The organism is Pseudomonas sp. P5_B2 (assembly GCF_056400445.1).
The window spans coordinates 1-26172 of record NZ_JBFULH010000013.1 but is presented as its reverse complement, the minus strand read 5'-3'; the positions used below and the strand labels follow the sequence as shown (position 1 = coordinate 26172).

At 61.0% G+C, this 26172-nt stretch carries 25 protein-coding genes; 7 read left to right on the top strand and 18 right to left on the bottom strand.

What is annotated here, in order from left to right; genetic code table 11:
- The first annotated feature begins 170 nt into the window (after positions 1-170).
- A complete protein-coding gene (locus tag AC1DRJ_RS03160) occupies positions 171-1583 on the top strand; it encodes a purine-cytosine permease family protein (RefSeq protein ID WP_477800787.1) in 1413 nt (470 codons plus the stop codon).
- A gap of 152 nt (positions 1584-1735) precedes the next feature.
- Positions 1736-2743, top strand: a complete 1008-nt coding sequence (locus AC1DRJ_RS03155; RefSeq protein ID WP_477800786.1) for an Ldh family oxidoreductase — start codon at positions 1736-1738, stop codon at positions 2741-2743.
- A gap of 250 nt (positions 2744-2993) precedes the next feature.
- Here the strand turns inward: AC1DRJ_RS03155 and AC1DRJ_RS03150 are convergent, their stop codons facing one another.
- The 15 genes from AC1DRJ_RS03150 to AC1DRJ_RS03080 all read right to left on the bottom strand — a co-directional run bounded on the left by AC1DRJ_RS03150 (position 2994) and on the right by AC1DRJ_RS03080 (position 18385).
- Positions 2994-4574 (bottom strand): aldehyde dehydrogenase (NADP(+)), encoded by a 1581-nt coding sequence (locus AC1DRJ_RS03150; RefSeq protein ID WP_477800785.1) that lies wholly within the window; start codon positions 4572-4574, stop codon positions 2994-2996.
- Between the two features lie 138 nt (positions 4575-4712).
- Positions 4713-6110 carry a fosfomycin efflux MFS transporter AbaF gene (abaF, locus tag AC1DRJ_RS03145; RefSeq protein WP_477800784.1) on the bottom strand — a complete coding sequence of 466 codons (1398 nt, stop codon included), beginning with the start codon at positions 6108-6110 and terminating at the stop codon, positions 4713-4715.
- Positions 6111-6180: 70 nt separating this feature from the next.
- The gene (locus tag AC1DRJ_RS03140; RefSeq protein WP_477800783.1) at positions 6181-7098 is read right to left on the bottom strand and encodes a dihydrodipicolinate synthase family protein; all 918 of its coding nucleotides are present in this window, start codon (positions 7096-7098) and stop codon (positions 6181-6183) included.
- A 127-nt stretch (positions 7099-7225) separates the two neighbouring features.
- Positions 7226-8254, bottom strand: coding sequence for a trans-3-hydroxy-L-proline dehydratase (locus AC1DRJ_RS03135; RefSeq protein WP_477800782.1), 1029 nt, complete (start codon positions 8252-8254; stop codon positions 7226-7228).
- Between the two features lie 126 nt (positions 8255-8380).
- Entirely contained in the window at positions 8381-9103 is a 723-nt protein-coding gene (locus tag AC1DRJ_RS03130; RefSeq protein WP_477800781.1) for an amino acid ABC transporter ATP-binding protein, read from the bottom strand.
- Positions 9096-9746: an amino acid ABC transporter permease gene (locus AC1DRJ_RS03125; RefSeq protein ID WP_477800780.1), complete on the bottom strand. Its 651-nt coding sequence runs from the start codon at positions 9744-9746 to the stop codon at positions 9096-9098. Before AC1DRJ_RS03125 ends, AC1DRJ_RS03130 begins: the two co-directional genes overlap by 8 nt.
- Before the next feature lie 10 nt (positions 9747-9756).
- The gene (locus tag AC1DRJ_RS03120) at positions 9757-10422 is read right to left on the bottom strand and encodes an amino acid ABC transporter permease (RefSeq protein ID WP_477800779.1); all 666 of its coding nucleotides are present in this window, start codon (positions 10420-10422) and stop codon (positions 9757-9759) included.
- Positions 10415-12187 (bottom strand): cis-3-hydroxy-L-proline dehydratase, encoded by a 1773-nt coding sequence (gene lhpI, locus AC1DRJ_RS03115; RefSeq protein ID WP_477800778.1) that lies wholly within the window; start codon positions 12185-12187, stop codon positions 10415-10417. The genes AC1DRJ_RS03120 and lhpI overlap by 8 nt, the downstream gene beginning before the upstream one ends.
- A 10-nt stretch (positions 12188-12197) precedes the next feature.
- Positions 12198-13016 (bottom strand): ABC transporter substrate-binding protein, encoded by an 819-nt coding sequence (locus AC1DRJ_RS03110; RefSeq protein WP_477800777.1) that lies wholly within the window; start codon positions 13014-13016, stop codon positions 12198-12200.
- A 231-nt stretch (positions 13017-13247) separates the two neighbouring features.
- Positions 13248-13997 carry a PAS domain-containing protein gene (locus AC1DRJ_RS03105; protein WP_477800776.1) on the bottom strand — a complete coding sequence of 250 codons (750 nt, stop codon included), beginning with the start codon at positions 13995-13997 and terminating at the stop codon, positions 13248-13250.
- Between the two features lie 75 nt (positions 13998-14072).
- On the bottom strand, positions 14073-15329 hold the full coding sequence (locus AC1DRJ_RS03100; protein WP_477800775.1) for an FAD-dependent oxidoreductase: 1257 nt from the start codon (positions 15327-15329) through the stop codon (positions 14073-14075).
- On the bottom strand, positions 15326-15562 hold the full coding sequence (locus AC1DRJ_RS03095; protein ID WP_007942615.1) for a (2Fe-2S)-binding protein: 237 nt from the start codon (positions 15560-15562) through the stop codon (positions 15326-15328). Before AC1DRJ_RS03095 ends, AC1DRJ_RS03100 begins: the two co-directional genes overlap by 4 nt.
- Complete coding sequence (locus AC1DRJ_RS03090; protein ID WP_477800774.1) at positions 15555-16670, bottom strand: NAD(P)/FAD-dependent oxidoreductase; 1116 nt, start codon at positions 16668-16670, stop codon at positions 15555-15557. The genes AC1DRJ_RS03095 and AC1DRJ_RS03090 overlap by 8 nt, the downstream gene beginning before the upstream one ends.
- Positions 16667-17599 carry a 4-hydroxyproline epimerase gene (locus AC1DRJ_RS03085; protein ID WP_477800773.1) on the bottom strand — a complete coding sequence of 311 codons (933 nt, stop codon included), beginning with the start codon at positions 17597-17599 and terminating at the stop codon, positions 16667-16669. The genes AC1DRJ_RS03090 and AC1DRJ_RS03085 overlap by 4 nt, the downstream gene beginning before the upstream one ends.
- A gap of 114 nt (positions 17600-17713) precedes the next feature.
- Entirely contained in the window at positions 17714-18385 is a 672-nt protein-coding gene (locus AC1DRJ_RS03080; RefSeq protein ID WP_477800772.1) for a GntR family transcriptional regulator, read from the bottom strand.
- Positions 18386-18598: 213 nt separating this feature from the next.
- Between AC1DRJ_RS03080 and AC1DRJ_RS03075 the strand changes: the two genes are divergently transcribed.
- The 5 genes from AC1DRJ_RS03075 to AC1DRJ_RS03055 all read left to right on the top strand — a co-directional run bounded on the left by AC1DRJ_RS03075 (position 18599) and on the right by AC1DRJ_RS03055 (position 22125).
- Positions 18599-19249 (top strand): hypothetical protein, encoded by a 651-nt coding sequence (locus AC1DRJ_RS03075; RefSeq protein WP_477800771.1) that lies wholly within the window; start codon positions 18599-18601, stop codon positions 19247-19249.
- Complete coding sequence (locus AC1DRJ_RS03070) at positions 19249-19680, top strand: phage holin family protein (RefSeq protein ID WP_477800770.1); 432 nt, start codon at positions 19249-19251, stop codon at positions 19678-19680. Before AC1DRJ_RS03075 ends, AC1DRJ_RS03070 begins: the two co-directional genes overlap by 1 nt.
- Positions 19677-20501, top strand: a complete 825-nt coding sequence (locus AC1DRJ_RS03065; RefSeq protein ID WP_477800769.1) for a DUF3618 domain-containing protein — start codon at positions 19677-19679, stop codon at positions 20499-20501. Before AC1DRJ_RS03070 ends, AC1DRJ_RS03065 begins: the two co-directional genes overlap by 4 nt.
- Before the next feature lie 132 nt (positions 20502-20633).
- A complete protein-coding gene (locus AC1DRJ_RS03060; protein ID WP_477800768.1) occupies positions 20634-20921 on the top strand; it encodes a hypothetical protein in 288 nt (95 codons plus the stop codon).
- Positions 20893-22125 (top strand): carboxylate-amine ligase, encoded by a 1233-nt coding sequence (locus tag AC1DRJ_RS03055; RefSeq protein ID WP_477800767.1) that lies wholly within the window; start codon positions 20893-20895, stop codon positions 22123-22125. Before AC1DRJ_RS03060 ends, AC1DRJ_RS03055 begins: the two co-directional genes overlap by 29 nt.
- On the opposite strand, the gene AC1DRJ_RS03050 is transcribed toward AC1DRJ_RS03055, so the two are convergent.
- The 3 genes from AC1DRJ_RS03050 to AC1DRJ_RS03040 all read right to left on the bottom strand — a co-directional run bounded on the left by AC1DRJ_RS03050 (position 22122) and on the right by AC1DRJ_RS03040 (position 26018).
- On the bottom strand, positions 22122-23009 hold the full coding sequence (locus AC1DRJ_RS03050) for a DUF2950 domain-containing protein (RefSeq protein ID WP_477800766.1): 888 nt from the start codon (positions 23007-23009) through the stop codon (positions 22122-22124). The two genes, AC1DRJ_RS03055 and AC1DRJ_RS03050, sit on opposite strands and share 4 nt — an antisense overlap.
- Positions 23010-23035: 26 nt before the next feature.
- Positions 23036-24574, bottom strand: coding sequence for a DUF3300 domain-containing protein (locus tag AC1DRJ_RS03045; RefSeq protein WP_477800765.1), 1539 nt, complete (start codon positions 24572-24574; stop codon positions 23036-23038).
- 166 nt (positions 24575-24740) lie between these two features.
- Positions 24741-26018, bottom strand: coding sequence for a flavohemoglobin expression-modulating QEGLA motif protein (locus AC1DRJ_RS03040; RefSeq protein WP_477800764.1), 1278 nt, complete (start codon positions 26016-26018; stop codon positions 24741-24743).
- Between the last annotated feature and the right edge of the window lie 154 nt (positions 26019-26172).

Below are 26172 nucleotides of genomic sequence, written 5' to 3'. Positions count from 1 at the left end.
TGAATTTGCGGTCTACCTGAAACACCGCATCGACTGATTTCACGACTGCTGCGCAGCCGGACGCAGGCTTCGCCAGCTGCTACGGATCGCGTTAGGGCTTAACTGATCGGCATTACCCATGCCCACCTTGAATTGCGTGAATTCGTTCTACCTTGGAAGAGAAAAAAATAATGACCCAGCTCCGAGACAATCAACAACGAAGTCCCCTGATCGAAACACGTTCGATCGATTACATCCCCGAGGCCGAGCGTCATGGCAGCCTCTACAGTCAGTTCACCCTGTGGCTGGGTGCCAACCTGCAAATCACCGCGATCGTTACCGGGGCGCTGGCCGTGGTGTTGGGTGGTGATGTGTTCTGGTCATTGATCGGCTTGTTAATCGGTCAGTTGCTCGGCGGTGCCGTCGTCGCCTTACACGCTGCACAGGGACCGAAACTGGGTCTGCCGCAGATGATCTCCAGTCGTGTGCAGTTCGGGGTCTACGGCGCGGCGATCCCGATTGTCCTGGTGTGCCTGATGTACCTCGGTTTCAGCGCCACCGGCGCGGTATTGTCAGGGCAGGCGATTGCCCAGTTGATCAGCGTCAGCGACAGCACCGGTATCCTGATTTTTGCCGCGTGTATCGCGTTCCTGACGATCTTCGGCTATCGGGTGATTCACTTGGTGGGGCGTGTGGCCAGCGTGCTGGGCATTATCGCCTTCGCTTACCTGTTTACCCGCTTGATGACCCTCTACGACATCGGCCTGCTCCTGCAAAACCGCCACTTTGGGTGGAGCACGTTCCTGCTGGCGGTGTCGCTGTCGGCGTCCTGGCAGATCGCGTTTGGCCCGTATGTGGCCGACTATTCGCGTTACTTGCCGAGCAAAACCTCGTCGTGGAAAACCTTCACCGCCGTTGGCCTGGGGACCGTGCTCGGCGCTCAGGCGTCCATGGTCCTGGGTGTATTCGCTGCGGCATTGGCCGGCGCCAACTTTCGCGGTCACGAAGTGGCGACCATTGTTGGCCTGGGCAGTACCGGGGTGATGGCGTCGCTGCTGTACCTGAGCGTGGTGTTCGGCAAGGTCACGGTGTCCACACTTAACGCCTATGGCAGCTTCATGTGCGTGGCCACCATTATCAGCGGCTTCCGCAGTCGCCTGGAAATCACCGCCCGCCAGCGCATGTTGTTCGTGCTGCTGATCGTCGCGGCATCGACCACGCTCGCACTGCTCGGTCAATACTCGTTCCTGAACTCGTTCAAGTACTTCATTCTGTTTTTACTGACGTTCTTCACCCCGTGGAGCGCGATCAACCTGGTGGATTACTACTTCATCAACAAGGAGCGTTATGACATCCCGGCCTTGTCCGACCCGGCGGGGCGTTACGGTCGCTGGAACGTGTTGGGGATCAGCGTGTATGTCAGCGGCGTGTTGATCCAGCTGCCTTTTGTCGATACGCACTTCTACTCCGGGCCGATGGTCGCGCAGCTCGGCGGCGTGGATATTTCCTGGATCGTCGGGTTGGTGGTGCCGGGTGCTCTTTATTATCTGCTGGCCCGCAAGTCTGCGCTGACTGTGCCGGTTGCACGAAGCACGAAGGCCTGACCGAGAGGGGCGACAGTGCATTGATCGCCATTGCACTGTCGCGGGTCTCCGATGAAGAACCTGTGCTGATTTCGTCACTCCCTCCGTGCAAACCCATCAAGCGGCATCGCCGCGAATAGACCACCCTGACCGGTCTGTCCAAGGAGATGACCATGATCCGACTGACCCTGATCGAAGCCCATGCGCTGGCCGAATCGATCCTGTTGCACAACGGTTTTAATCGGGCCCATGCGGGTGCGGTGGCGGCGACGGTGATCGCCGGCGAGCGTGACGGCTGTGCCTCTCACGGCTTGTACCGGATTCTGGGGTGCGTCAATTCCCTGCGGGCCGGCAAAGTGTCGGCCACGGCTGAACCCCAGGTGATCAACCAGGCTCCGTCGATTGTGCGGGTGGACGCTGGCGGTGGTTTTTCGCAGCTGGCGTTTCAGGCGGGTTTGCCGCTGTTGACGGAGAAAACCCGGGCCAACGGGATTGCGGCGTTGGCGATCAATCACTGCGTGCATTTCTCGGCGCTGTGGGTGGAGATCGAGCAGTTGACCGCTGCCGGCCTGGTGGCGCTGGCGTGTAATCCGAGTCATGCCTGGGTGGCCCCGGCCGGTGGGTGCTTGCCGGTGTTCGGCACCAACCCCATTGCATTTGGCTGGCCGCGTCAGGGACGTGATCCTTTTGTGTTTGACTTCGCCACCAGCGCCATTGCCCGTGGCGACATCGAACTGCACCGGCGTGCCGGCAAAGCGATCCCCGAGGGCTGGGGCGTGGATGCGCAAGGGCAGCCCAGCACCGATGCCAACGTCGTACTCGACAGCGGCGCGATGCTGACGTTCGGCGGGCACAAGGGCTCGGCGCTGGCGGCCATGGTGGAGTTGATTGCCGGGCCGTTGATCGGTGACCTCACCAGCGCCGAGTCACTGGCTTACGACGCTGGCAGCAAGTCGTCGCCGTACCATGGTGAATTGATCATTGCCCTTGATCCACGACGCTTTTTGGGGGATTCGACTGAGGTGCATCTGGCCAGGGCGGAAGCGTTGTTTCAGGGGATCGAAGGGCAGGGCGCACGCTTGCCGTCCCAACGCCGATATGAAGCGCGGGCGCGCAGTCTTGTGGAAGGGGTGCAGATTCCCGAGGCGTTGTACAACGATCTCAAGGCGCTGCTGGCCTGACACAGTACTTGTGGGAGCGGGCTTGCTCGAGAATGCGGAGTGTCTGGCGGCATCAATGCTAAATGTACTGCCGCCTTCGCGAGCAAGCCCGCTCCCACAGTTAATCGAAGTCGTACACAAATGCAGTGTCCGGCAACGACTCAGTGTGGGAGCGGGATTGCTCGCGAAGGGGCCGGTACATTCAACATCTCTGTTGGCTGACATTCCGCCATCGCGAGCAGGCTCACTCCTACAGGGCTTTGCGTGTTTTTTAGATTGGGTTGCGGTGGCTGTTGCCGTCGACCAACCGGGCAATGCCCAGTGGATTGGCGTTTTTCAACGGGTCGGGCAACAGCGCGTCCGGGCAGTTCTGGTAGCACACCGGGCGCAGGAAACGGTCGATGGCCAGGCTGCCGACCGAGGTGCCACGGGCATCGGAGGTGGCCGGGTAGGGGCCGCCATGCACCATCGCATCGCACACCTCGACGCCGGTGGGGTAGCCATTGAACAGCACCCGACCGACCTTTTGTTCCAGCAGGGCCAGTAGCTCTGCGTGTTCATGCAGCTCCTGGGGTTCGCCAATCAGGGTCGCGGTGAGTTGACCGTGCAGACTGTTCAGAGCGTGGCGCAGTTCGGCCTTGTCGGCCACTTCGACAATGAGGGTGGTCGGGCCGAACACTTCTTCCTGTAGCAAGGGATCACCTTCGAGCAGCAGACTGACGTCGGCCTTGAACAGATGGGCGTGTGCCTGATTGCCGTGTTGGCGCTGCCCGGTCAGGTGGGTCACGCCGGGGTGGTCGAGCAAGGCCTGCACACCTTTTTCGTAACTGACGAGGGTGCCGGCGTTGAGCATGGTTTGCGCTGGTTGTTCAGCCAGCAGCACAGTGAGGGACTCGGTGAAGGCACTGAATTGTGCCGAGCGCAGGCCGATGACCAAACCCGGGTTGGTGCAGAACTGGCCGCAGCCGAGCACGACAGAGGCGGCCAGTTCGCTGGCAATTTTCTCGCCGCGAACGTGAAGGGCTTCGGGCAATACCACGACCGGATTGATGCTGCTCATTTCGGCGAACACAGGTATCGGTTGCGGTCGTGCCGCCGCCATGTCGCACAGCGCCCGGCCACCTTTGAGCGAGCCGGTGAAACCGACGGCCTGGATCGCTGGATGCTTGACCAAGGCTTCACCCACGCCCGCCCCGTAGATCATGTTGAACACACCCTTGGGCATGCCGGTCTGCTCGGCGGCGCGAATGATTGCATCGGCCACCTGTTCGGCGGTCGCCATGTGTCCGCTGTGGGCCTTGAACACCACCGGGCAACCGGCGGCCAGGGCCGCAGCGGTGTCGCCGCCGGCCGTGGAGAACGCCAGCGGGAAGTTGCTGGCGCCGAACACCGCCACGGGGCCGACGCCGATCCGGTACTGACGCAGGTCGCTGCGGGGAAGCGGTTGGCGTTCGGGCAACGCGCGGTCGATGCGTGCACCGTAAAAGTCACCGCGACGCAGGACCTGGGCGAACAGGCGCATCTGGCCGCTAGTGCGGGCGCGTTCACCCTGTATTCGTGCGTTCGGCAGTGCGGTTTCGCGGGTGACCAGAGCGACGAATTCGTTATCCAAGGCATCCAGTTGTGCGGCGATGGCTTCTAAAAAATCCGCACGGCGTGCCGCTGGCATGTTGCGAAAGGTCGCAAATGCAGCGGCAGCGGCCTGGGCAGCGGCGTGTACTTCTTCCTCTCTGGCTTGAATGAAAGAGAAGGGCAGCGCCTCGCCGGTGCTGGCGTCATGGCTTTGCAGTGCGATGCTGCCGGCAGCACTGCGTGTGCCGCCGATGTAGTTGTGGCCGAGGATCTGGGGCATGAAAAATTCCTGTCGGGCAAAAGGTAATACATCCCCTGTGGGAGCGAGGCTTGCCCGCGATGACGGTGTGTCCTTCACCCTCAATCTCGAATGACACACCGCCATCGCGGGCAAGCCTCGCTCCTGCAGGTTTTGGTTTCACGCCAACGAATCGCCTCGACGCGGGGTCGCGGGAACGGCGGTGTCCAGTGCGGCGATACGCGCGGCGGACTCGGCATCTACCGCGTGCAGCGACTTGCCGCGGGTTTCCCGGGTCAGCCCGACGGCAACGACGGAGATCAGCGAGGCACCGACCAGGTACCAGGCGATGGGCGTTGAGCTGTGGTATTTGTTGAGCAGCGTGATCGCGATCAGCGGTGCCAGGGAACCGGCGAAAATCGGCGCCACCTGGTAGCACAGCGAGAGGGCGGTGTAGCGCACGTGAGTCGGGAACATCTCGGCCATCAGCGCCGAATACGGTGCATAGGTCATCGATTCAATGGCCAGGCCCAGGGTGATGGCCGCCATGATCAGCCAGTTGTTGCCGGTGTCCATCAACGGGAAGCCGACGAACCCCCAAAAGGCGGTGAGCACCGCGCCAACCAGGTAGACCGGTTTGCGCCCGACCAGATCGGACAGGTAACCCATCAGCGGGATCATGAAGAAGTGCAGCAAGTGAGCACCGAACATCAGCAACAGAATCTCTGAGGTGTCCTTGTGCACCACCAGCTTCAGGTAGGTAATCGAGAACGTCACCACGGTGTAGTAGAGAATGTTTTCTGCAAAGCGCGCGCCGATGCCCACCAGCACCGAACGCCAGTGATGACGCAACACTTCGACCACGCCCAGTTGCTGCTGCTTGGTGTGTGCCTGACGCGCCTGGGCTTCCTTGAAAATCGGTGCGTCATCGACACTGGTGCGAATCCAGTAGCCGATCAACACCACCACCGCCGAGAACCAGAACGCCACGCGCCAGCCCCAGGCGAGGAAGTCCTGTTCCGACAGGTTCGATGACAACAGCAGCAGGGCCACCGTCGCCACCAGATTCCCGGCCGGCACACCGGCTTGCGGCCAACTGGCCCAGAAGCCACGCCGATTATCCGGGCAGTGTTCAGAGACCAGCAGAATCGCGCCACCCCATTCACCGCCAAAGGCGAAACCCTGGATCAGCCGCAACAGCACCAGCAACACCGGCGCCGCGTAGCCGATCTGGTCGAAGCCGGGCAGGCAACCCATCAGGAACGTGGTGATGCCGACCACCACCAGGCTCAATTGCAGCAGGCGCTTGCGGCCGAATTTGTCACCGTAGTGACCGAATACCAGGCCACCCAATGGGCGGGCAAGAAAGCCCACGGCGTACAGCGCAAATGCGGCGATGATGCCGTCGACGGGGCTGTCGGTCTGGCGAAAGAACAGTTGGCCGAAAACTAATGCCGAGGCCGTACCGTAGAGGAAAAATTCATACCACTCCGCGACAGTACCGGCCATGGCGGCGGCCACGACACGTTTGAGTCCGGAGGGGGTGGTTGCGCGTTGAGTGTCTTGAAGGTTGGGCATGCTGACGTTTCCTGTAAGGGCGCAAAAACAGGCAGCCGGGGCAGGCCGCAAAGGCCCGCCCGGCAATCACTCAGAGACCGACGTCCGGCAGTTGCGGACGGTTCGCCAAGGCTTTGGCCATGATCTGTTCGACGAACAGCCGATCCGCGTCCGGCAAGGCCAGGCGTGGTGGACGGGTCAGCGCGCTGCCGCGACCGGCAATGGCTTCACACAGCTTGATGCACTGCACCAGGTCGGCACGGGCATCCAGGTGCAGGATTGGCATCAGCCATTCGTAGATCGGCATGGCTTCGGCGAAACGCCCAGCCTTGGCCAGGCGGAAAATGGTTTCGCCTTCTTTCGGGAACACGTTGGACATGCCCGAGACCCAGCCTTCGGCGCCGACGGCGATGCTTTCCAGCACCACGTCATCCAGACCGGCGAACAGCACGAAGCGGTCGCCGACTTCGTTGCGCACATCGATGAAACGGCGGGTATCGCCGGAGGAGTCCTTGAAGCACACCACGTTGTCGCAGTCGGCCAGGGAAATCAGGATGTCCGGGGTGACGTCGTTTTTGTAGATCGGCGGGTTGTTGTAGACCATCAACGGCACGTCGGCATGCTTGGCAACGTAACGATAGTGCTCGGCGGTTTCAAAAGGCTTCGAGCTGTAGACCAGCGCCGGCATCAGCATCACGCCATCGACGCCAACCTTGCGCACGGCGTTGGCCACCTTGGCCGCTTGCACACTGGTGAATTCGGCCACGCCACAAATCACCGGCACCCGGCCGCGAGAAGCATCGACGGCGACTTCGGTGACTGCGATTTTTTCTTCAGCGGTCAGCGAGGTGTTTTCACCGACCGAACCGCACACCACAAGGCCCGAGACACCATCGCGGATAACGTTGGAAATCACCTGGTGGGTTTTATCCAGGTTGATGGTGAAGTCATCGTTGAATTGGGTGGTCACGGCAGGGAAGACGCCACTCCAGTTAATACGTTTGCTCATTTGTTGCCTCCGGATCGTAAAATGTATTTCGTATACGATATTTAAAATGAAAAGATTCGGCCAGTGCTTTTTCGGTTTTTTCAGGGGTTTTGGTAGCCGTTGGTCTGGGTGTTCAGGGTTTCAGCGCTCAAGCACCGGGCCAGGTGTCGGACAGGCGATAGCCCTGTGGCCATGGATCGCTCGGATCGAGCAGCAATTGGTGGGTGCCGGTGATCCAGGCCCGCCCGGAAATGCACGGGTAGATGGCGGGGCGGCCGGCCACTTCGGTCATTGAGTCAATGCGGCAGTGGAACTCGGAACCGATGATCGAGCGACCGATAAAACGCTCACCCACCTGCATCAAGCCCTTGGCCTGCAACACCGCCATGCGCGCCGAGCAGCCGGTGCCGGTGGGTGAACGGTCGATTTTGCCGGGTTGAATCACCACCGCGTTGGCGCCAGTGGCAATGCCGTTCTCATGGACGATGGGCGCCGCGATCTGGCAGAAGGAGATGTGCGACCACTCGGGGTTCAGCGGATGAACGAAGCCCAATTGCTCGTTGGCGGCTCGGGTGATTTTCAGCCCAACCGCCACCAGATCGGCGGCCTCGTCCGGGCTGATTGAAAAGCCCAGCCCCTTGGCGTCGGCGATCACGAAACTGTCGCCGCCATAGGCGGTATCCACCTTGAGCGAGCCCAGACCTTCGACTTCGATCCAGGCGTCGAGGCGATCGGCGAAGGACGGGACGTTCTTGATTTCGACCCGTTCGACTTTGCCGTCACGGCAATCGGCAACCACCTCGATCAGTCCACCGGGGGCCTCCAGCACCATTCGGGTTTGTGGTTCGGTCATCGGCAGGATGCCGCTGTCGAGCAACACGGTGGCCACGCACAGTGAGTTGGAACCGGACATTGGCGGCGTGTCCGCCGGCTCCATGATGATCCAGGCCATTTGAGCCCGCGGGTCCTTGGCCGGTACCAGCAGGTTGACATGGCGAAACACGCCGCCACGAGGTTCGTTGAGCACAAAGTTGCGCAGGGTTTCGTCCTTGGCAATCCAGCGTGATTGTTCCCACACGGTGGCGCCGGGTGGTGGGGCGACGCCGCCAACGATCACGTCACCGACTTCACCTTCGGCGTGGCAGCTGACGACGTGGATTACTTTTGATGAGCGCATGGTTTATTCCTTGTTTTGCCTGTGCGTGCCTCTTCGCGAGCAAGCCCGCTCCCACATTCAATCGCATTTGTTCTGGAGGAACTCGGTCAAATGTGGGAGCGGGCTTGCTCGCGAAGGGGCCATTTGTCATTTCACCGATTTCAAAAACGCCGCCGTCTCCGCATGCACAGGATTGCCAATCACCTGATCCGGTGACCCAATCTCATGCACCAACCCATTGCGAAAGAACGCCACCCGGTCGGACACATCGCGGGCGAAGCGGATTTCGTGGGTCACCAGCACCATGGTCATGCCGTCTTCGGCGAGCATGCGCATGGTGTCCAGCACCTCGCCCACCAGTTGCGGGTCGAGGGCGGAAGTGGCTTCGTCAAACAGCATGTAGTCCGGCGACATCGCCAGCGCTCGGGCGATGGCCATGCGTTGCTGTTGACCGCCGGACAGCTTGCCGGGGAAGGTCTTGAGCTTGTCGCCCAAACCGACGTGGGTCAGTTGTTGCACCGCCAGTTCCTCGGCTTCGGCCTTGCTTTTGCCCAACACTTTGCGCGGCGCGAGCATGACGTTTTCCAGGACCGTCAGGTGCGGAAAGGCGTTCCATTGCTGGAACACAATGCCGATCTTCTGGCGCAGACGATTGAGGTCGGTGGTGCTGTGATGAACCTCGACCCCGTCCACGCGGATGTTGCCTTTCTGGATCGGCTCCAGGCCGTTGATGCACATCAGCAGGGTGGATTTGCCGGAGCCGGAGCCGCCGATAATCGACACCACCTCACCCTTGTTCACGGTCAGGTTCACGCCCTTGACCACTTCGAGGTTGCCGAAGGATTTGTGTACGTTATCGATCTCAATCATTTTCCTGCCACCTTCTTTCCAGACGAGCGCCGAGGCGTGCAACCACCAGGCTCATGACGTAGTAGATAAGGCCCGCGATGCACAGCACCAGCAACGGTTCCTGGATGCGGGTGACGATGGTTTGCGAAGCGCGCAGCAGTTCGACGATGCCGATCCACATCACCAGCGCGGTGTCTTTCATCACCCCGAGCACCAGGTTCAGCCAGCCGGGGAAGGCGACTCGCGTGGCCATCGGCAGGACGATCCAGCGCAGGTCCTGCAAGAAACTCAGGCCCAGTGAACGACTGGCCCGGCGTACCGTGAAAGGCACTGCCAGCACGCCGCCGCGCACGATCTCGGTGAAGTACGCGGCGGTGTACACGCCAAGCACGATGCAGCCGACGCTGAAGGCACTGATGTTCAGGCCGACGATGCTTTTGAGTGAGTTGAACAGCACGAACTGGATCAACAACGGCACGCTGCGAAACACGTCCAGCACCCAGGCCAGCGGCAAACTGGCCCGTGGCAACAGCGCCCGCAACAAGCCGAACAGCAACCCGGCGACGGAGCCGAGGATGATCGACCAGAACGTCAATTGCAGCGTGACCCAGGCGCCATTGAGCAGGAACATCAGGTCATTCGAGGAAAAACCGGTGGCAAACATGGACAGCTCCTCAGTAACGAAACAACCGCCAGGCCATCAACCGGGCGCTCGCGACAATCGCCTTGGCAATCGCGTAATACAGCACCGCCGCAATCGCGAAGTACTCGAAGGTGCGGAAGGTTTTGACGTTGTAGTCCTGGGTCACCCCGGTCAGGTCATTGTTCAGCCCCACAATTACCCCCAGCGAGGTCATCAACACCGCCCAGACCATTTGGTTGGTCAGCGGGTAGAACACGATGCGCAGCAGCTGCGGGACGACGATCATGCGGTAAGTCTGAAAGGCGCTCATGCCCAGTGACCGGGCGGCGCGCACCTGGGTCTGGGGCACGGCCTTGAGCCCGCCGCGAAAGTTTTCCGCCAGGTAACCCGCGTTGTTGAATGTGATCCCGGCCAGCAGCGCCAGCCACGAGCTGACATGCAAGCCCAGCGAGCCGAGGCCGAAGTACAGGATGTAGATCTGGAACAGCGACGGCGTGTTGCGGGCAATCGATACCCAGCCGTTGCCGATGCCGCGCAGCAGCGGGTTTTTGCTTTCGCGCATGACCGTCAGGGCCAGCGCGATGAGCACCCCGAAGATCATCGACAGTGCCGCGGTCTCGAAAGTGACCACGGCGCCGGCGAGCATGTCCGGCAAGGCGCGCAGGGCTGAGCGCCATTGGAAGGTGTAGTCAAACATGCGCTGGGCTCTCCAGTTGGGCGGCGGGTTGCAGCCAGGCCGGCAGACGTCCGCTGGCGATGGCGTTGCACGCGGTATCGACACACTCTGCAAGACTGGCGAAATGCACCTTGCGACCCACCAGACCGGGTGCGTAGTGGGCGTACTTGCCCGAGTTGGTCATCAGCGTGGTGGCGGCAGGTGGAATCACCGGCTCGCCGAGCATGCACCAGCAGGTGTCGGTCACCAGGGTGGCGCCGAAGGCTTCGATCACCGCGATATGCCCGGCCTCGCGCGCCTGCTCCAGCACCGCGCGGCCGCAGGTGATGGCGAGTACCACGTCCGGGTGTTTGTGCCGACCCCGGCACAGCCGCGCCAAGTGCGCGAATTCGCTGAGGGAAAAATGCGGGTTACCCAGCGACACCACATCCACGCGGTGGTCACGGGCACTGTTGAGCTCGCGCCAACTGTTCAGCAGGTCTTTCAGGCGGATTTTTTCCACGGGTATGGTTACGTCTGCGTCCAGTACCTGTGCCGGGTCGATGGCTTCCGGTGTAACTCCTGCGATATGAAACAGCGGCGCCGCCGAGGTGGTGGCGAACGCGGCACCAAACGCTTTGAGATCGTCCAGACTCGGCTGGCGATTTTCCAGGCCCAGTACCAACGGTACGCGGCTGCCAGCCAGGGTACCAATGTGATAACCGAGCAGCGGGTAAAAGGCATCGTCAAGTTCACCGAGTACCGGCAACTCGATCTGCAAGCGGGCCTTGCGTTGCGCGTCCAGATGGCAGCCGACCAGCGGGGCGCGGCCGGTGAGGGCGATGCAAATGTCGAGGTAGTCCGGGTACTTCAGGGTGCGGGCGCCGAGCACGCTGTTGGCATACACCACGGCATTGGATTCGGCCCAGACAATCTGCTCGCCAGCCTTGGGCGCAGTGTCGAGCAGGTAGGGTGCGCAGGTGTAGCTCAGTTGTGAACCCATCGCCATATAGGCATCGCCCAGAGCACTGGCCGGTTCGCCGAGAGCCGCGTCGATGCCCAATTCGCGCCAGCGGCGCTGGTCCACGGAAATCGAATTGAGGGTGGTGGGCACCCTCACTTTGGCTCCCCATTGCACCAACTGTTGGGCAAAGCGCAGGCTCGCAGGACCCGTGTAGATGCAACCATCGATGTGCGCCTGGGTGACATCCACCAGACTTCGCGCCCCTTGCAGCTCGGCCATGCGCAGCACAATGTGCATGGCCATTTGCGCGGCTTGACCGTGCTGACCATCGAGCAGCGTCTGATCAAATTCGGTGAGCTCGATGGAAGCGCGGTTGTCTGTGCAAGGTCTGTCGATCGCCTGCCAGGTATCGTCAGGCAGGTGATCGAAAAAGCTCAGCGTGTCACCGTCGACCCGGGCGAAAGCGTGATCACCCAAGGTCGCGAAGGCCTCCCGGCCGATGCAGAGCACCGGCAGGGAGCGGGCAAAAATGGTCTGCGCGACCAGCACGCCCAAGGTCAGGATCTCATCCGGTTCGGCCAGCACCAGTGCCGACGGTGCATGGCCGTTGCTGATCAGTTCCATCAACACGCTACTGCCGGTGCACGAACCGCGGCCGCTGGGAATCGCCAGCACACACCCCGACAGATATTCGCCGCTGAGCGAGTGGTGGCGATCAATGACCTCACCACTGCTGGCGTCAACCCCGCCCCAGAAACTCAGCCCGACATCGGCGAACAGCAGGGCACCTTGAGCGGCGCCCGCGACCAGGCTGCGACCGGTCAGAGAAACGGACCCAGGCATGCCGGACATTTCAGTAGTAGACCTGTGGCACGGTCAGGTTGGCCGGCGAGATATCGGTGCCGACCCATTTCACGAACAGCTCCTGGTAACGACCGGTGCGCACCTGCTGGTTGACGAACAGGTTGAGGTAATTGAGCAGGCCATACTCGTTGCGCTTGGCGCCCAGGGACACGTAGTCGATCACGTACGGAGCGTTGCCGGCGACTTTGAGGTTTTTGTATTTACCCGATTTGAGGGTGGCGGCGGCGACGGTGTTGGTGACCACGGTGGCGTCGATGTGGCCCTGGGCAACGGCCAGCAGGGTGTCGTTCTGCGACTGGTAGGCACGGAAGCTACCCGCACCCCAATTCTTCACATTTTTCTCCAGGGCAATGGCCTCATAGGTGCCGCTGGTGTTGCCCACGGGTTTGCCTTTGAGGTCGTCGAAGCCGTTGATGCCGGTATCGTCGCGGGTCAGTACGACCATTTGGAAAGCGAAGTAGGGCACCGTGAGGCCGACGGTCTTGGCCCGTTCGAGGGTGTCGGAGGTGGAGGCGACGATCACGTCGGCGCGCCCGGAGACCAGCGCCGGAATGCGGTCCGGGAACGGCGTCTCGACCACTTCAGCCTCGACCCCGAGGATCTTCGCCAGGTCGCGGCAGTAATCCACATCGAAACCGGCCGGGTTGTTGCTGGCATCGCGAAAACCCATGGGCGGGAAGTCCAGGGTGACGGCGCAGCGCAGCTTGCCGGCTTCGATGATGTCGTCGAGCTTATCGGCTTGGGCGTTGGCGACAAAAAGGGTACTGAGAACAGCGCTGAGGGCTACGGCAAATGCGGGGTTTTTCATAGAGGCCTCGGTTGAGTGAAGTGCTGTTGGATATCGTATTGAGGATTTCGTATACGATATTAACAATAGCAATCAACGTGCCGATTTCCAGTCAGAACGGTGAAATGACCGTCATCCCTTGAATTAGAAGCGTTGCAGCGGTGCGACGCCGTATCGGTGTGGTGAGTGTCGGTGTTACAGATGGGAGCAGAGGTTGTGCGGGCGCCCCTTTAGGGAACACTGTTGACTGTTCTAGCGTTGATTATCGCGATACTGACTCGGCGACAAACTGGTCAACGCGCGGAACTGCCGACTGAAGGCACTGTGGTCGGTGTAGCCGCAGCGCAGGGCGATGTCGGTGATAGGCAGGTCGGTGTGCAATAACAAGCGCGAACCTTCTTCCAGGCGTGCCTTGTGAATCATCTGTCGCGGTGTGAGTTGGAACACCCGTTTGCAGTGACGCTCCAGTTGCGCGACGGAATAACCGCCAATGGCTGTTAATTCAGAGAGACTGATGGGCCGCGCGAAGTGGCTGCGGATATGCGCATCGACGGCGGCGAGTTTCAGGTACGCCGGGTGCGTGGACTGGGGCGTTGGCAAATCCCGGGAGATGCCGGCCAGGCCAACGATGTGACCCTGTTCGTCGTAAAGGGCCAGTTTGTGGGTCAGGCACCAGATCGACTGGTTGCCGAAATACAGGTGCAGTTCCAGTTGGTCGGCCAGCATTCGGCCGCTGGATAACACCCGCCGATCCTGTTCGGTGTACAGCGGCCCAAAGTTTTCCGGAAAGACACTCTCGGCGGTGAGCCCCAGCAATTGCTCGGTGTGTTTCAGACCGCAACGCCGCGCCAGCGTCTGGTTGACGAAGACGTAACGGGCGTCGCGATCCTTGATGAAAAACACCACGTCCGACAAGGTGTCGAGCAGCGGCGCGATCGGCTGAAGGTTGCATAACAGGGTCGGCAGGTCGCAGGGTTTGAACGTGGTGAGTGAGGGGAACATAGCGCTGGGAGATCCGAGGGCGACCCCCGGATCATAGAGGCTCGGCGGCACGACCGAAACCCCGGGCACGCTTCATCACGCTGGCGGGGTGTCGTCCAGGCACATCAACGTCTCGATCCGCGCCGGGCTGTAGGGTGGGCGCGACGCCGAGGGTTGCCAGCCAAACAAGTGCTCAACCGCAGCGCCGCACACCCGGCCCTGACAGGCGCCCATGCCACAACGGCTGGCGAGCTTGGCCGCGCGCCAGTCGCTGTGTTCGGTCAGTGCGGCGTAGGGCACGTCTTCGCAACGACAGACCAAGGTGTCGGGGCGGGCCAGTGACTTGAGTTGYGGGTCGAGGGCAAAGGCCCGGTTCAGTGTCTTGGCGAAACTCTGCCAGCGTGCCCGGCGTGGCCACCATTGGCGCGCCTGTTCAACCTCGCCCACGGCGCTGTGCCCGGCAATCGCACCTTCGGCCAGGGCCAGTTCGCTGCCGCCGAACCCGGTGCATTCGCCTGCTGCGTAATGATCGGCGCGGCTGCTGGCTTGCCAGGCATCCACCGCCAACGCCTGTCCTTCGATGGCGTAACCCAGTGCCTGACCCAGTTGGATATTCGGGATCAAGCCGAACCCACAGGCCAGCCGATCACATTCCAGTTCGATGATTTTGCCTTGCTGTTGCAGGCGCACGCCTTCGAGTCGTTCAGTGCCAAGGGCGGCGATGACATGAGTGGCGGCCCGGTAATGCCGGTTGAACAAACTGAACGACTGCAGCCATTTTGCCGGCCAGCGCGGCAGTTGCGCAGCGAACCCGGCGACAGACGTTAACGAAGCTTGCTCGGCGATGCGCAGCACTGTGGCCCCGTGTTTTTTGGCGGTAGCCGCACTGGCCAACAAGAGGGGGCCGCTTCCGGCAATCACCACGCGTTCATCGCGCACCGGCAGTCCTGATTTGATCAGTGCCTGCAATCCCCCGGCCCCGGTCACACCAGGCAGTGTCCAGCCGGGGAAGGGCAGCAACAACTCGCGGGCACCGGTGCACAAAATCAAATTGTCATAGCTGATCAGCCAGCCATGATCATCGTCTTCGACCAGCAGTTGTTTCGGGCCGGGATTGGCGATCACCCGAGTGCCGCTATGATGGCGGATATTGGAGTGGGACTGCACGCGCTCACGCAGCTGACGGGCCTGGACGGGGAGGCTGGCTTGCGGGCCGTCGCGCCAGATCTGGCCGCCCGCCAGCGGGTTGTCGTCGAGCATGACAATGCGTGCGCCACTGGGAGCCGCTGCCAGTGCGGCGGCCATGCCGGCGGGTCCGGCACCGATGATCAAGATGTCGGCGTATTCGTTCATGCCTGTGTCTCCACTTGCATGCCGTCACGGCAGAGAGTCTGGCAAGCGAGGCGCCGGCGACCGTCGATGGTCACCCGGCATTCCTGGCAAATGCCCATGCCGCACAGCGGTGCGCGCCGTTGTCCGCTGACCGAGGTGCGGCTGCAACCATTGCCGCCCAACGCCAGGGCAGCGGCAACGCTGGTACCGTCGGCGACCCTCAGGGCCTGACCGTCGAGCATCAATTCAGGCATACACAGGTTCTCCGAGGAAACGCTGGGGCAGGTAGGGTTGCGCGGCCAGTGGCGGGGTTTCGTTGAACAGTTGCGCGACCAGCAAATCCGCGGTGCCGGGGGCGGTGGTCACCCCCAGTCCTTCATGCCCGACCGCCAGCCATAAGCCCTGGCGTTGTGGGTGCTGGCCCACCAGCGGCAAGCCGTCGGGGCTGGCGGCACGAAATCCGGTCCAGGCGCGGATGCCATTCAGTCGCGCCAACCCCGGCATGTAGCCGGCCGCACGCTTGAGCATTTTTGCCAGCATCCAGCCTTCGACCTGCGGGTCGGTCGTGCCGAATTGCCGCGAGGCACCGATGAACAATTGCCCGGTCGGACGCGGTTGAATATTGCAGGCCACCGACGGGCCCTTGACGTTATGGGCGCTGGTGACATAACCCAGTTCCACCAGAGTGTGGGTGACGGTGGCGGGGTAGCGGTCGGTGATCAGCAAGTGACCTTTTTTCGGCTCGATGGGCAACTCAGGGCACAATTCATTGGCCTGAACACCGTTCGCCAGCACCACCGCGTCGGCACTCAACCATTGGCCGTCATCGAGGCGTACCCGATGGCCATCCACCTGCGTGACGCGTGCCCGGCGCTGGCGGATGTTCGGCGTGTCGAGCATCCAGTTGGCCGTGGCCGGCGCATACAGAATGCCGTCGCCGTTGATCAGCAGTCCTCCTTCAAGGCCCTCGCGCAGTTCGGGTTCACGCTGGCGCAAGGCATTGGCACCGACCAGCTCACAGGCGATTCCCTGGGCTTGCAGGTTCAGGCATTTGCTGTGGGCCACTGCCATTTCCTCGGCGTTGGCGGCCAGCCAGAGTGTGCCGTTGTTGCGGTAAGCGCAGCCGTCGGGCAAGTCAGGCCCGTGCTCGCGCCAGCGTTGCAGGGAATAATCACTCAGGGCCAGTTCGGCCGGATTGTCGTCGAGCACCAGCAGGTGGCCCATGCCTGCGGCGGTCGCGTTGTGCAGGCCGGCATCAAGCACCAGCACCTGCAAGCCGCGACGCGCCAGCGCCTGAGCACACGCCGCGCCGATGATGCCGGCGCCGATGATGATCACGTCGGCCACACGGCCCTGGCTCATGGGCGAATGCCCCAGGCGAACGGATCATCCTGTTCAATGATCAAGCGGGCTTCGGCACTGATGAAGGCGCGGCCACGAATGGTCGGGATGATTTGCTCACCCTGCCACTCGAAGGAGCCTTCGAATTCGCTGCCAATCACACTGGCCTGGCGCCAGATCTGCCCTGGCTGCAATTTGTCATCCGCCGCCATACACGCCAATTTCGCGCTGGTGCCAGTGCCGCACGGTGAACGGTCGTAGGCCTTGCCCGGGCACAGAACGAAGTTGCGGCTATCGGCGCGATCGTCATCGGCGAACAGCTCGACATGATCGATCAGGCCGCCGTCTTCACCGCGAATACCCTGGGTTTCCAGCGCTTGTTGTACTGCGTAGGTATAGGCGGTCAGCGTCTCAAGGTTGTCGCCCGACACCCGCAGACCGTGGTCGGCGATCAGGAAAAACCAGTTGCCGCCCCAGGCGACATCGCCGATCACCTGACCGATCCCCGGCACCTGCAATGCCAAATCCTTGCGATAACGATAAGCGGGCACATTGCGTACGCTGACCGAATGGTCGTCGTGCAGGGTGGCTTGCACCGTGCCCACCGGCGTCTCGATGCTGTGCACACCGGGACCGATCTTGCCCATGTGCGCCAGAGACGCCACCAAGCCGATAGTGCCGTGACCGCACATGCCCAGGTAACCGCTGTTGTTGAAGAAAATCACTCCGGCACAGGCGCTCGGGTCTACGGGTTCGCAGAGCAGGGCACCCACCAGCACATCACTTCCCCTTGGTTCCAGCACACACGCAGCACGCCATTGGTCATGTTGTTCGGCGAGGATCTTGCGCCGTTCAGCCATGCTGCCGCGTCCCAGATCAGGAAATCCGGCGGTCACCAGGCGGGTCGGTTCGCCGCCGGTGTGGGAGTCGATGACGGAGATGCTTTTCATGGGAGGGCCACGTCCATTCGGTTGAGTGAACGCTAGAGTGGCCCGTGCGGACGGGTGTCGGCTTGATGGATTTAACCGGTGCCGATGACGAAATCGGCACAGTGTCCGCAGCACTCAGTGGGCGTGGGGCAGGTGCTCGAAGAGGGTCTTGCAGACGCCGGCAATGTGCTCATCCAACAGCTTCACCGCCAGATCCACATCCTTGGCACGGCAGGCTGCAAGGATCTCGCGATGCTCGTGATCGGCGCGCTCCTTGCCGGCGGACAGGCTCATCTGCATGCGCAGGTAGCGCTCCAGTTTGTCGTTGACCGAACGAATCAGACTCACCAGAAACGGCCGCTGCGCCGGTTCGTAAAGACAGGAATGCAGCTCCCAGTTGAGCTCGGCCCAGCGCCCTACGTCGTCTTCGCCAATGAATTCCTGGCAGATGCTCTCGGCACGGGCGAAGGTCTGTTCGGTCATGTTGGGAATGGCCAGGCGCAACACCTTGTCTTCCAGCAACATGCGCACTTCGAACATCTGCGCCAGTTCAGCATCGGAAATGCGCGTGACCATCGCCCCGCGATTTCGCTGGAACATCACCAGCCCTTCGGCCTCCAGCCGCTTGAGGGCCTCGCGCACCGGAATCTTGCTGACATTGAACTGGCGGGCAATGTCGTCCTGGCGAATCGGTTCATCCTCGGCAAAATGCCCGGCGACGATCGCATCCCGCAAATGACGGGTGATGATTTCCGAGGTCGAAGGCGTATTGCCAAGGTCGGGGGCGTTAAGTTTGGGTAGATTCACGTCGGCGGTCGTTTGCAGTGAGATAGCGCTAGGGTATACGAAATTCTTTAGCTGATCTCCCTCGCCCCTCTCCGGCATCAACCCGAGCGCATCGCTCATCAATCTGTTGGAACTCCCTCATACCGCCGCCCGTCATCTGGAATAAGGGGGGGCTGCGGGTATTTCGTGGCGAACCCTGTTAACGCTTTTTTCACTCAGAAGGCGAGGGACGACATGATTACTTCAGACACCACCACCGGGAATCAGCCAGATAAACCCCACAACGGAGGTACAGAACAGGGCTTTGAACATTTGAAGGAAAACGTAACAGAAGCACTGGGCGGCGCAAGAGAGCAGGCAGATGCGCAATTTGGTCAATACCGGGATACGGCAGCCGACCAGATGGAGGCGCTGGCCCAAGGGGCGAAATCGTTCGTTGCTGAACTGCAGGACAAAGACACGCTGGGCATGTCCGACTACCTGGCGGACATGGCTGAATCCATGAGCGGCCTGGCCGGGAATCTGCGTGGAAAGAGTGCCGAACAGTTGCTCCATGATGGCGCCGATCTGGCTCGAAGCAACCCGGCATTGTTCATTGCCGGCAGTATTGCGCTGGGCTTTGGCCTGTCGCGCTTTCTCAAGGCCGGTGCCGCGCCGGCTGCGACATTCCCCGATGCCGATGATCCTGCAGCAGGCCACTCAATGCCTGCGTCAGGTGGTTTTGGCGCGCAACGTCCCTACGAATCATCCGTTCCATCTCGCACCGATCAAAACCCTGGCCTGGCCACCGGCATCACGCCGGCGTCGCCGAATGAGCACGATCACCCTTCGGACTTCGCCGGGAATGCGACACCCGGTTCTACATCCTTCAAAGGAGCGCTGTGATGAACAGAGAAGATCCAGGTTTCCCGGACCCAAGACCGATACCCGTGGCTGAACCTGACGTTTCGGTCGTGGGGTTGTTGCGCCAGTTATCCCGTGAAGTGCCCGCGCTCTTCACCAAGGAGCTGGCGTTGGCCAAGGCTGAACTTCAAGCCAGTCTGACCACGCTCAAAGCCGGCATTGCCGCGGTCGCGGGCGGGGCGATTGTGCTGCTGGCGGGGTTCATCATCTTGTTGATGGCCGTGGTCTATGGCCTGAGCATGGTAATGGCGCCGTGGTTGGCAGCACTGATTGTGGGCGTCGTGGTGATGATCGTAGGGTTCGCCATGCTGCAATCCGGGAAAAAACAATTCGAGCCATCCCACTTCAAACCTGATCGCACGCTGGACGCCTTGAACAAAGACCAGGAAGCGCTGCGGAGGAAAGTCTCATGAACACTGAATTCGAAACCGAGTCGCAGAAAAGCCCCGAGGTCATTGAGCGCGAAATCGATGCGCAGCGTGAAAGCATCGGCAATATCGTCGATGCGCTGGAAAGCAAATTCACGCCAGGGCAGGTGTTCGATCAGGCGATGTCTTTCATGCAGAACAACGGCACGACGTTCCTGACCAACCTGGGCACCAGCGTGCGTAATAATCCCGTTCCTGCGGTGCTGACGTCGGTGGGTGTGCTGTGGTTGATGATGAGCCAGAACCGTCCGCCGACCCCACGCCCGGTTTATCCTGCAGGTGCGGATCAGAACAAGGTGGGGGAGTGGGCCGATGGCCTGGCTGACGGCATCGACAGTGCGCGTGATCATCTGCACCAGACAGCGGACACGCTTAAGGAGGGCTACCAAGCCGTAAAAGGCAAAGCGGCGCACCTGGGCGACAACCTTGGGGTGGCCACCGATACCGTCAGCCATGCCGTGCATGATGCCAGCGACCGTTTAGTGCGCAGTACACAAGTGATGGGCAATCAACTTAGTCAGTTGTTGAAGGAGCAGCCACTGATGGTCGCCGCTGCGGGGATTGCGTTGGGGGCGATGTTGGGGGCTGCATTGCCCTCGACAGCGACCGAGCAGCGCTACATGGGCAAAACCAGCGCAGGCCTGGCCGACAAGGTCAAACAACAGGCACGGGAGGGGTTCGAGGCGGTGCGCGATACGGTGACAAAAACCACGGATCACGCGGACGCAGACGTGAAACCGGAACGCGATTACCGCGAAACACCCGATGCCCCAGCCGATCTGTCTCGAGGAATGGGTACTTCCTGAAGGGTGGTATGACGCGCGGGAGGCCCAGGCGGGCCTCCCGTTTTTTCATTGTTCGGCACCTCTGGTCGGCCCCCATGAACCTGCGTCGAATCCAGTGGATCCATTCAGAAATACCTCTGGAATTGCACTGCCATGAACTCCTTCAGAAATCGGCTGACGCCAGCCCAGGAACGAAGACTTTGTGCGCTGGATTCGTGGCATCGAGCACTCGACAACATCGCCCTGCGTAGGGAATCGCCGGATGCCTATCATGAAGAGCTGCTACGACAATCGGACGAGATGGATCGTCAGCGCATGGTCAGTTGGGAAGAGTGGCGAGATTTGCGAATCGCGGCCGATCAGGCCTTTCTGCGCGCCGTAGCGGGGCAGGATTATCACTCAGGGCCCATCGATGAACAGACATCTGAAGTTCGGGATTGAAGAGGAATATTTCATCACTGATCTGGGCACTCGACGCATGGCCCAGAGTCCTCCCGGCGCTGCGATTGACGCGTGCAAGGCGGCGTTAGGCGATTGCTTCGCGTATGAGATGTTCCAAGGGCAAATCGAAGTGGCTTCTCCCGTTTTCACCCGTATCGCCGAGGCCGAACAGTACTTTATCAGCGCTCGCAAAATGTTGCGGAGCACGCTCGAGTCTTATGGTCTGGGACTGCTCAGTGTCGGGAGCCACCCGTTGGCTGACTGGCGTGTGCAACAGGCCACCCGGCAGGATCACTTTACTCAACTGTTCGACGACTATCAGCGCGTGGCCAGGCGTAGCGTGCTGTCGGGCTTGCACGTGCATGTTGAAGTCCCGGAACATCTGGATCGAATTCGAGTCATGAACCACGTCTTGCCGTGGTTGCCGTTGTTGCTGGCGCTGAGTTGCTCCTCACCTTTTTGGGACGGTGCCGACAGCGGATTCATGAGCTACCGGCAGACCGCGTGTGATGAGTGGCCGAGGATGGGCATTCCGGAATTCTTCGAGGATGAAGCGGCCTATGAAGCCTACGTCGCCTTGCTGATCCGCACCGGCACCATCAGGCAGGCCAGCGAGTGCTGGTGGGGATTACGCCCCGCTTGCCGGTATCCGACCCTGGAATTGCGCATGACGGACGCATGTCCTCGGCTCGAGGATGCCTTGTGCATTGCTTCTTTGTTTCGACTGCTGGTTGCCGACGCGATTGATCAGGCCCGGCCAGGACGGTCCTGGTCGCAAACGTCTCACTGGATTCTCAAAGAAAATCGTTGGCGGGCGAAGCGCTCCGGAATCCATGCGTCCTTCATTGTTGAAGGCTACGACCGACCCTTCTCGGCTGAGCAGTGGTTATTCCTGGCGGAACAGATCCTGGGCGACGCGGCGCGGGAACTGCGTGTGGAAAATGTCTTTTCCCAGGCTCGCCACATTCTGCGCCACGGTACCAGTGCAGACCGGCAGCGCAGCGTTTTCGAGCGTGCGTTACACAGCACTGAGGATGTTCATGCCGCTCTGTCGAGCGTGGTGGATGAATTGCTAAAGGAAACCTCGCAAGAGCCGGGCAACGCGATTTGTAGCAGCCGGACGCAGGCTGCGCCAGCTGCTACGGATCGCGTTACCGCCTTAACTGGCATCAGGCGTAGCGACTGTTCTACTGCCAGGTTCTAGTCTTCATCGACCGCGACTTCTTTCCAGCTGTCATCCGGATCAAAGAGTTTCATCGACTGCGCCACCTTTTCACCCTCGGGCCCCAGGTCTTTCTCGAACACCTGGCCTTCATGACTGATCATGAAACTCATCACCCCGGTATCACCGTATTTCGCCGGCCAGGCAATCAATGCAAAGCCTCGGCTCATCTTGTCACCGATGAGGTAGCTGTAGGCGCCACCTGGTGCCGAAGGACCTTGGCCAGTCAGGATGCGGAAGTGGTAACCATGCCAGGGTTCTCCGGCAATGGCGTTGCCAAACGTTGGACCCAACGGGCTGATCTGACCGCTATCGTCGTCTGCCCAATAAAGGCCATCGTGCTTGCCGGGGGCGCTGTAGATATTCTGCGCATACTCAAGGGCGCCGTCACCATCACGATCCACTGACGCATAATCCATCTGGGCATCGTGATAGGCTTGCGTCGATTGCAACGCGGCGAATTCATTACGGCCAATTCGACGCGCACGGATTTCGGCACTGCCGGCCTTGATGTCGAAGTGCCAACCGTTCGGGCCTTTTACGATAGGGATAGGCATTGGCCATTTGTTGGTCCCGACCGACAGGATCATCTCGCCGTCGCTGTTTTTTTCAAGGTGGTGTTGTTCGTGGTACAGCTTCAAAAACGCATCGACATCTTTGCGCTCCGCGCCTTGGCGAGGGATGTAACTGCGCCATTCCGTACCCAGTAACTCGGTCAGGCGTTCATTATTGGCCTGTTTCGTACCCAGTGCTTCGACGAACGCTTCAGCGGCCTTTTCGGGTGTTGGAAATTCCTGATGTGCCATGACCATGCAGGACCATACAACGCCTGCCGTGATCGCCAGGGACTGACGAAGCAAGCCCATGAGTGTCTTCACTCGAGGATTGTTATTCAACGACGGCCACCCCTTTGACTTTGACGCGCTGGTGGATTGGACGGCCGACTGACCTGCTTGCCGGCTGATCGCGAGGCATTGGAGCGCTGGGCGGATGCCTGGCTGGTCCGGCCACGATTGGCTTGTGCGTTGACTTGGGACGGTGAGCGCGCGCCCGCGAATGCATTGTTGCGGGCACTGCCCTTGCTGGCGGCCTTAGTGGTTGGCCGGCTTTTCGTCGTCTGGCGCGCCTGTGAGTTACCTTGGCGCTGTCTGGCATCAGCGGTCTGTTTCCTGGGTTGCTGATTGGCTCTGTCAGTGCCCTGACCTCTGTTGGAAGCTTGCTGTCTGTCAGTTGCACCCTGTCTTTCAGCCGCTCTCTGTCTGTTGGCTGCATTCTGTCTGGCCGCATCCCGGTCTGCACCACCTTGCGCCCGATTGCCGTCCACGCCTCTGGCTTGGGCGTCGCGCGCTTGATCACGGGCTTCGCGGTTGGTGGTGGGAGGTCGTTCGATACCGGCCCTGTCCATCGAACCACGGGCATTTTCACGCTGCTGGGCGCGCTGAGGCGTGTCGCCACGATAGGCCTCACGCTGGCTGGCACCGTTGAGTTGACGGCCGTACTGTTCGCGGCTCCTGCTGTCGCGATAGGGAACGCCATTGCGATGCGCGGAGTTATGTTGGAACTTGTTCTGATTAACGTTGATTCGGTTGTTGCCGTTGATGTTGTTGTAGCGTTCGACATCGATGTCGACGTCGCTATTACCCCAATCGCAATCACCCCACAACGAACCGACGATAGCCACACCGGCACCAAACGCCAGACCGGTCAACAATGCCTGGCCGGGGTAATAAGCGGGTGGCGGAGGGTAGTACGCGGGGGGGGACGCCGGATAAGGCCAGGTGCCATAGGTGGTTGTCGGGTTATAAGTGGGGACGTATACAACCTGTGGATCGGCGGGCTGAATGATGATGGTGCTGGCAGGGGCCGCAGCTACCTCTGTGGACGTGCCTGCCGGTGCTGGATAATTCTGAACCGTCACGTTCTGATACTGGTTGCTTTCCAGGTTGCCGGCTGCCTGCGCCTGATGACGCAAGCGTTGCACCGCTGCCATCAGATCGTCGGGCTGCGCCAGGAAGGCATCCCCCAGCCGTTGTACCGCCACAGGATCCTGTCCCAGCGTGGCCAACACCTGCGGGAAGGCGACGAGCGCCTGTACACTCGGATCCCAGGGCTTGTTCTGCACCTGTTTGACTGCATCATCGCCCTTGGCGTTCGGGTTGGCTTTAGACCAGGCGACGGCCTCGGTGAATTCCCCGGGGTACGTGCTGGCCATCAGAATCTGTGCCAGCAGTGGGTCCGGGTACAGCGCAATGGGCGCCAGCATTTGATCCAGCTGTTCCTGGGTAAACACGGCATCTTTAAGAGGCGCCGAATTGGCGGGCGCTGGCACGGCAGTGGTCGTGCTTGAGGCCGCCATCGCTGCCTGCGATACGCAGAAAGATCCGCTCAAAATAAGGACAGCTGACAACGTGCAGAGTGAGGGAATGCGCATTGCATCTCCATGTGGTCAGGCAGGTTTGGAGTGAGTGGATCAATGCCAAGGAGGTGAGGTCCGACTTTGCCAACCTCAGACCTCAGCTTCGATGCCGCTTCCTAAGCGTAGCAAACAAAAAATTTCTGCCATTTATTTACGATCATTCATTTCATAGCCACCGTCATTACAGGGCACTGGCATCGTTCTCGTGGTCGTCTGCAAATGCCATAAGCACATCCAGGTCGAGCACATCCAGCCTGATCCGGGCGATAAAGGCAGAGAAGGCGAGGTTGGCGGCGAGCAGGCGCAGGTCGCTGGCCCAGGCCGGCAGATAGACCGGCCCCTGGAGCCAGCCTGACTCGAACAGGGGCGCCAGGCGTACGGTGTCACCCAGGCTGAGGCGCCCGGCAAACAAATGGCCCACCAGTTCCGGCCGGTTGTCACGGATCGCGATGCGCAGCAGGGTATGCACGCCGATCAAGCCTGTCAGGTAAGCGGCATCCTTGGTAAACGCCGACCCGCCGTGCAGGTCGGCGCCACGGAACACCCGTTGGGTGGAGCGAAATGACTCCTCTTGCGATTGACCGGCCGCCAGAAAACCTTCGAATACCTGGATGAAATCGGCACCCTCCAGCGCTTGCTGGACGGCGAGCACGCGCAAGGCGAGGCGACGCAAGCGATTGATGTCCATGCTGCCGGTGAACAGCTCGGCCAAGGTGGCAATACCCTCCTGAGTCTGTGTCGTACGTGGCGCCCCAAGGCCGAGGCTTTTGAGGTTGGGCTGGCGTGCGCCGTTTTGTGCGGTGGCGACATGCACGAACGCCTCGTGCTGCAAAAGCTGATTTTTGTCCAGTTCAGAGAACAATGCGCTGGCACACAGGCGTATGCGGCTCGCCCCGGCGATGGCCTTGGCGGCCAAGGTCGAGTCGAGCACGACCGTGATCCGGCCTTCACCAAAGAAACGGTCCAGTTCTGGCTGCATCCAGGCGGCAAAGGCCTCGGCCGGGATCTCGGCCGGACATGGTGGAATCCGGGCACTGCCCAGAAGGGCGTCAGTGGTGTCGAGGAAAAACCGGGCGGCGTCCAGCATGCTCAGGTTGAGGCGTGGGTATTGGAAATCCGGGCGCCGGTACAACGCTGATGAATAGTCAGTAAAGGCGCGGGTACCAATGGCCCCCAACATGCGCCCGGCCGTGGCATAGCTTCGCGCTGTCATGGCGAGGTAGTTGCCGGCGGGATGCGCCTCATCACAATGGTCGATAAAGGATTCCAGCGCGGTGATGTCGGCGCTGTGGTCACGCGGTTGCAGTTCGACCTTCGGCAGTTGTGCACGCCCGGCTCGCCAATTCGCCAGGAAAGTTTCTTCGACGCCATCGGGCCACGCCAAGGCATCCAGCACGCGGATCTTGCGGGCCAGACCGGGCAGGGCGGCATCGAGTTCAGACAGAGGCATGATGCTCACGGGAATCTCCTGAGGAGACGAGACTTACCCGCAAAAGCTTAGTCGTTGCTGAAGAGGTGCGTCAGTTCCAGGAACAACACCGCCGGTAGCAGCTGCCGAGCCTGCGAGGCTGCGTTCGGCTGCGAAGCAGTCGTGAAATCAGGCGGCGCGGTGT

What these genes read in the sequence shown, in the direction of transcription:
- AC1DRJ_RS03160 (WP_477800787.1), top strand. Translation starts at nt 171, where the DNA reads ATGACCCAGCTCCGAGACAATCAACAACGAAGTCCCCTGATCGAAACA.
- AC1DRJ_RS03155 (WP_477800786.1), top strand. Translation starts at nt 1,736, where the DNA reads ATGATCCGACTGACCCTGATCGAAGCCCATGCGCTGGCCGAATCGATC.
- AC1DRJ_RS03150 (WP_477800785.1), bottom strand. Translation starts at nt 4,574, where the DNA reads ATGCCCCAGATCCTCGGCCACAACTACATCGGCGGCACACGCAGTGCT.
- abaF (WP_477800784.1), bottom strand. Translation starts at nt 6,110, where the DNA reads ATGCCCAACCTTCAAGACACTCAACGCGCAACCACCCCCTCCGGACTC.
- AC1DRJ_RS03140 (WP_477800783.1), bottom strand. Translation starts at nt 7,098, where the DNA reads ATGAGCAAACGTATTAACTGGAGTGGCGTCTTCCCTGCCGTGACCACC.
- AC1DRJ_RS03135 (WP_477800782.1), bottom strand. Translation starts at nt 8,254, where the DNA reads ATGCGCTCATCAAAAGTAATCCACGTCGTCAGCTGCCACGCCGAAGGT.
- AC1DRJ_RS03130 (WP_477800781.1), bottom strand. Translation starts at nt 9,103, where the DNA reads ATGATTGAGATCGATAACGTACACAAATCCTTCGGCAACCTCGAAGTG.
- AC1DRJ_RS03125 (WP_477800780.1), bottom strand. Translation starts at nt 9,746, where the DNA reads ATGTTTGCCACCGGTTTTTCCTCGAATGACCTGATGTTCCTGCTCAAT.
- AC1DRJ_RS03120 (WP_477800779.1), bottom strand. Translation starts at nt 10,422, where the DNA reads ATGTTTGACTACACCTTCCAATGGCGCTCAGCCCTGCGCGCCTTGCCG.
- lhpI (WP_477800778.1), bottom strand. Translation starts at nt 12,187, where the DNA reads ATGCCTGGGTCCGTTTCTCTGACCGGTCGCAGCCTGGTCGCGGGCGCC.
- AC1DRJ_RS03110 (WP_477800777.1), bottom strand. Translation starts at nt 13,016, where the DNA reads ATGAAAAACCCCGCATTTGCCGTAGCCCTCAGCGCTGTTCTCAGTACC.
- AC1DRJ_RS03105 (WP_477800776.1), bottom strand. Translation starts at nt 13,997, where the DNA reads ATGTTCCCCTCACTCACCACGTTCAAACCCTGCGACCTGCCGACCCTG.
- AC1DRJ_RS03095 (WP_007942615.1), bottom strand. Translation starts at nt 15,562, where the DNA reads ATGCCTGAATTGATGCTCGACGGTCAGGCCCTGAGGGTCGCCGACGGT.
- AC1DRJ_RS03090 (WP_477800774.1), bottom strand. Translation starts at nt 16,670, where the DNA reads ATGAGCCAGGGCCGTGTGGCCGACGTGATCATCATCGGCGCCGGCATC.
- AC1DRJ_RS03085 (WP_477800773.1), bottom strand. Translation starts at nt 17,599, where the DNA reads ATGAAAAGCATCTCCGTCATCGACTCCCACACCGGCGGCGAACCGACC.
- AC1DRJ_RS03075 (WP_477800771.1), top strand. Translation starts at nt 18,599, where the DNA reads ATGATTACTTCAGACACCACCACCGGGAATCAGCCAGATAAACCCCAC.
- AC1DRJ_RS03070 (WP_477800770.1), top strand. Translation starts at nt 19,249, where the DNA reads ATGAACAGAGAAGATCCAGGTTTCCCGGACCCAAGACCGATACCCGTG.
- AC1DRJ_RS03065 (WP_477800769.1), top strand. Translation starts at nt 19,677, where the DNA reads ATGAACACTGAATTCGAAACCGAGTCGCAGAAAAGCCCCGAGGTCATT.
- AC1DRJ_RS03060 (WP_477800768.1), top strand. Translation starts at nt 20,634, where the DNA reads ATGAACTCCTTCAGAAATCGGCTGACGCCAGCCCAGGAACGAAGACTT.
- AC1DRJ_RS03055 (WP_477800767.1), top strand. Translation starts at nt 20,893, where the DNA reads ATGAACAGACATCTGAAGTTCGGGATTGAAGAGGAATATTTCATCACT.
- AC1DRJ_RS03050 (WP_477800766.1), bottom strand. Translation starts at nt 23,009, where the DNA reads ATGGGCTTGCTTCGTCAGTCCCTGGCGATCACGGCAGGCGTTGTATGG.
- AC1DRJ_RS03045 (WP_477800765.1), bottom strand. Translation starts at nt 24,574, where the DNA reads ATGCGCATTCCCTCACTCTGCACGTTGTCAGCTGTCCTTATTTTGAGC.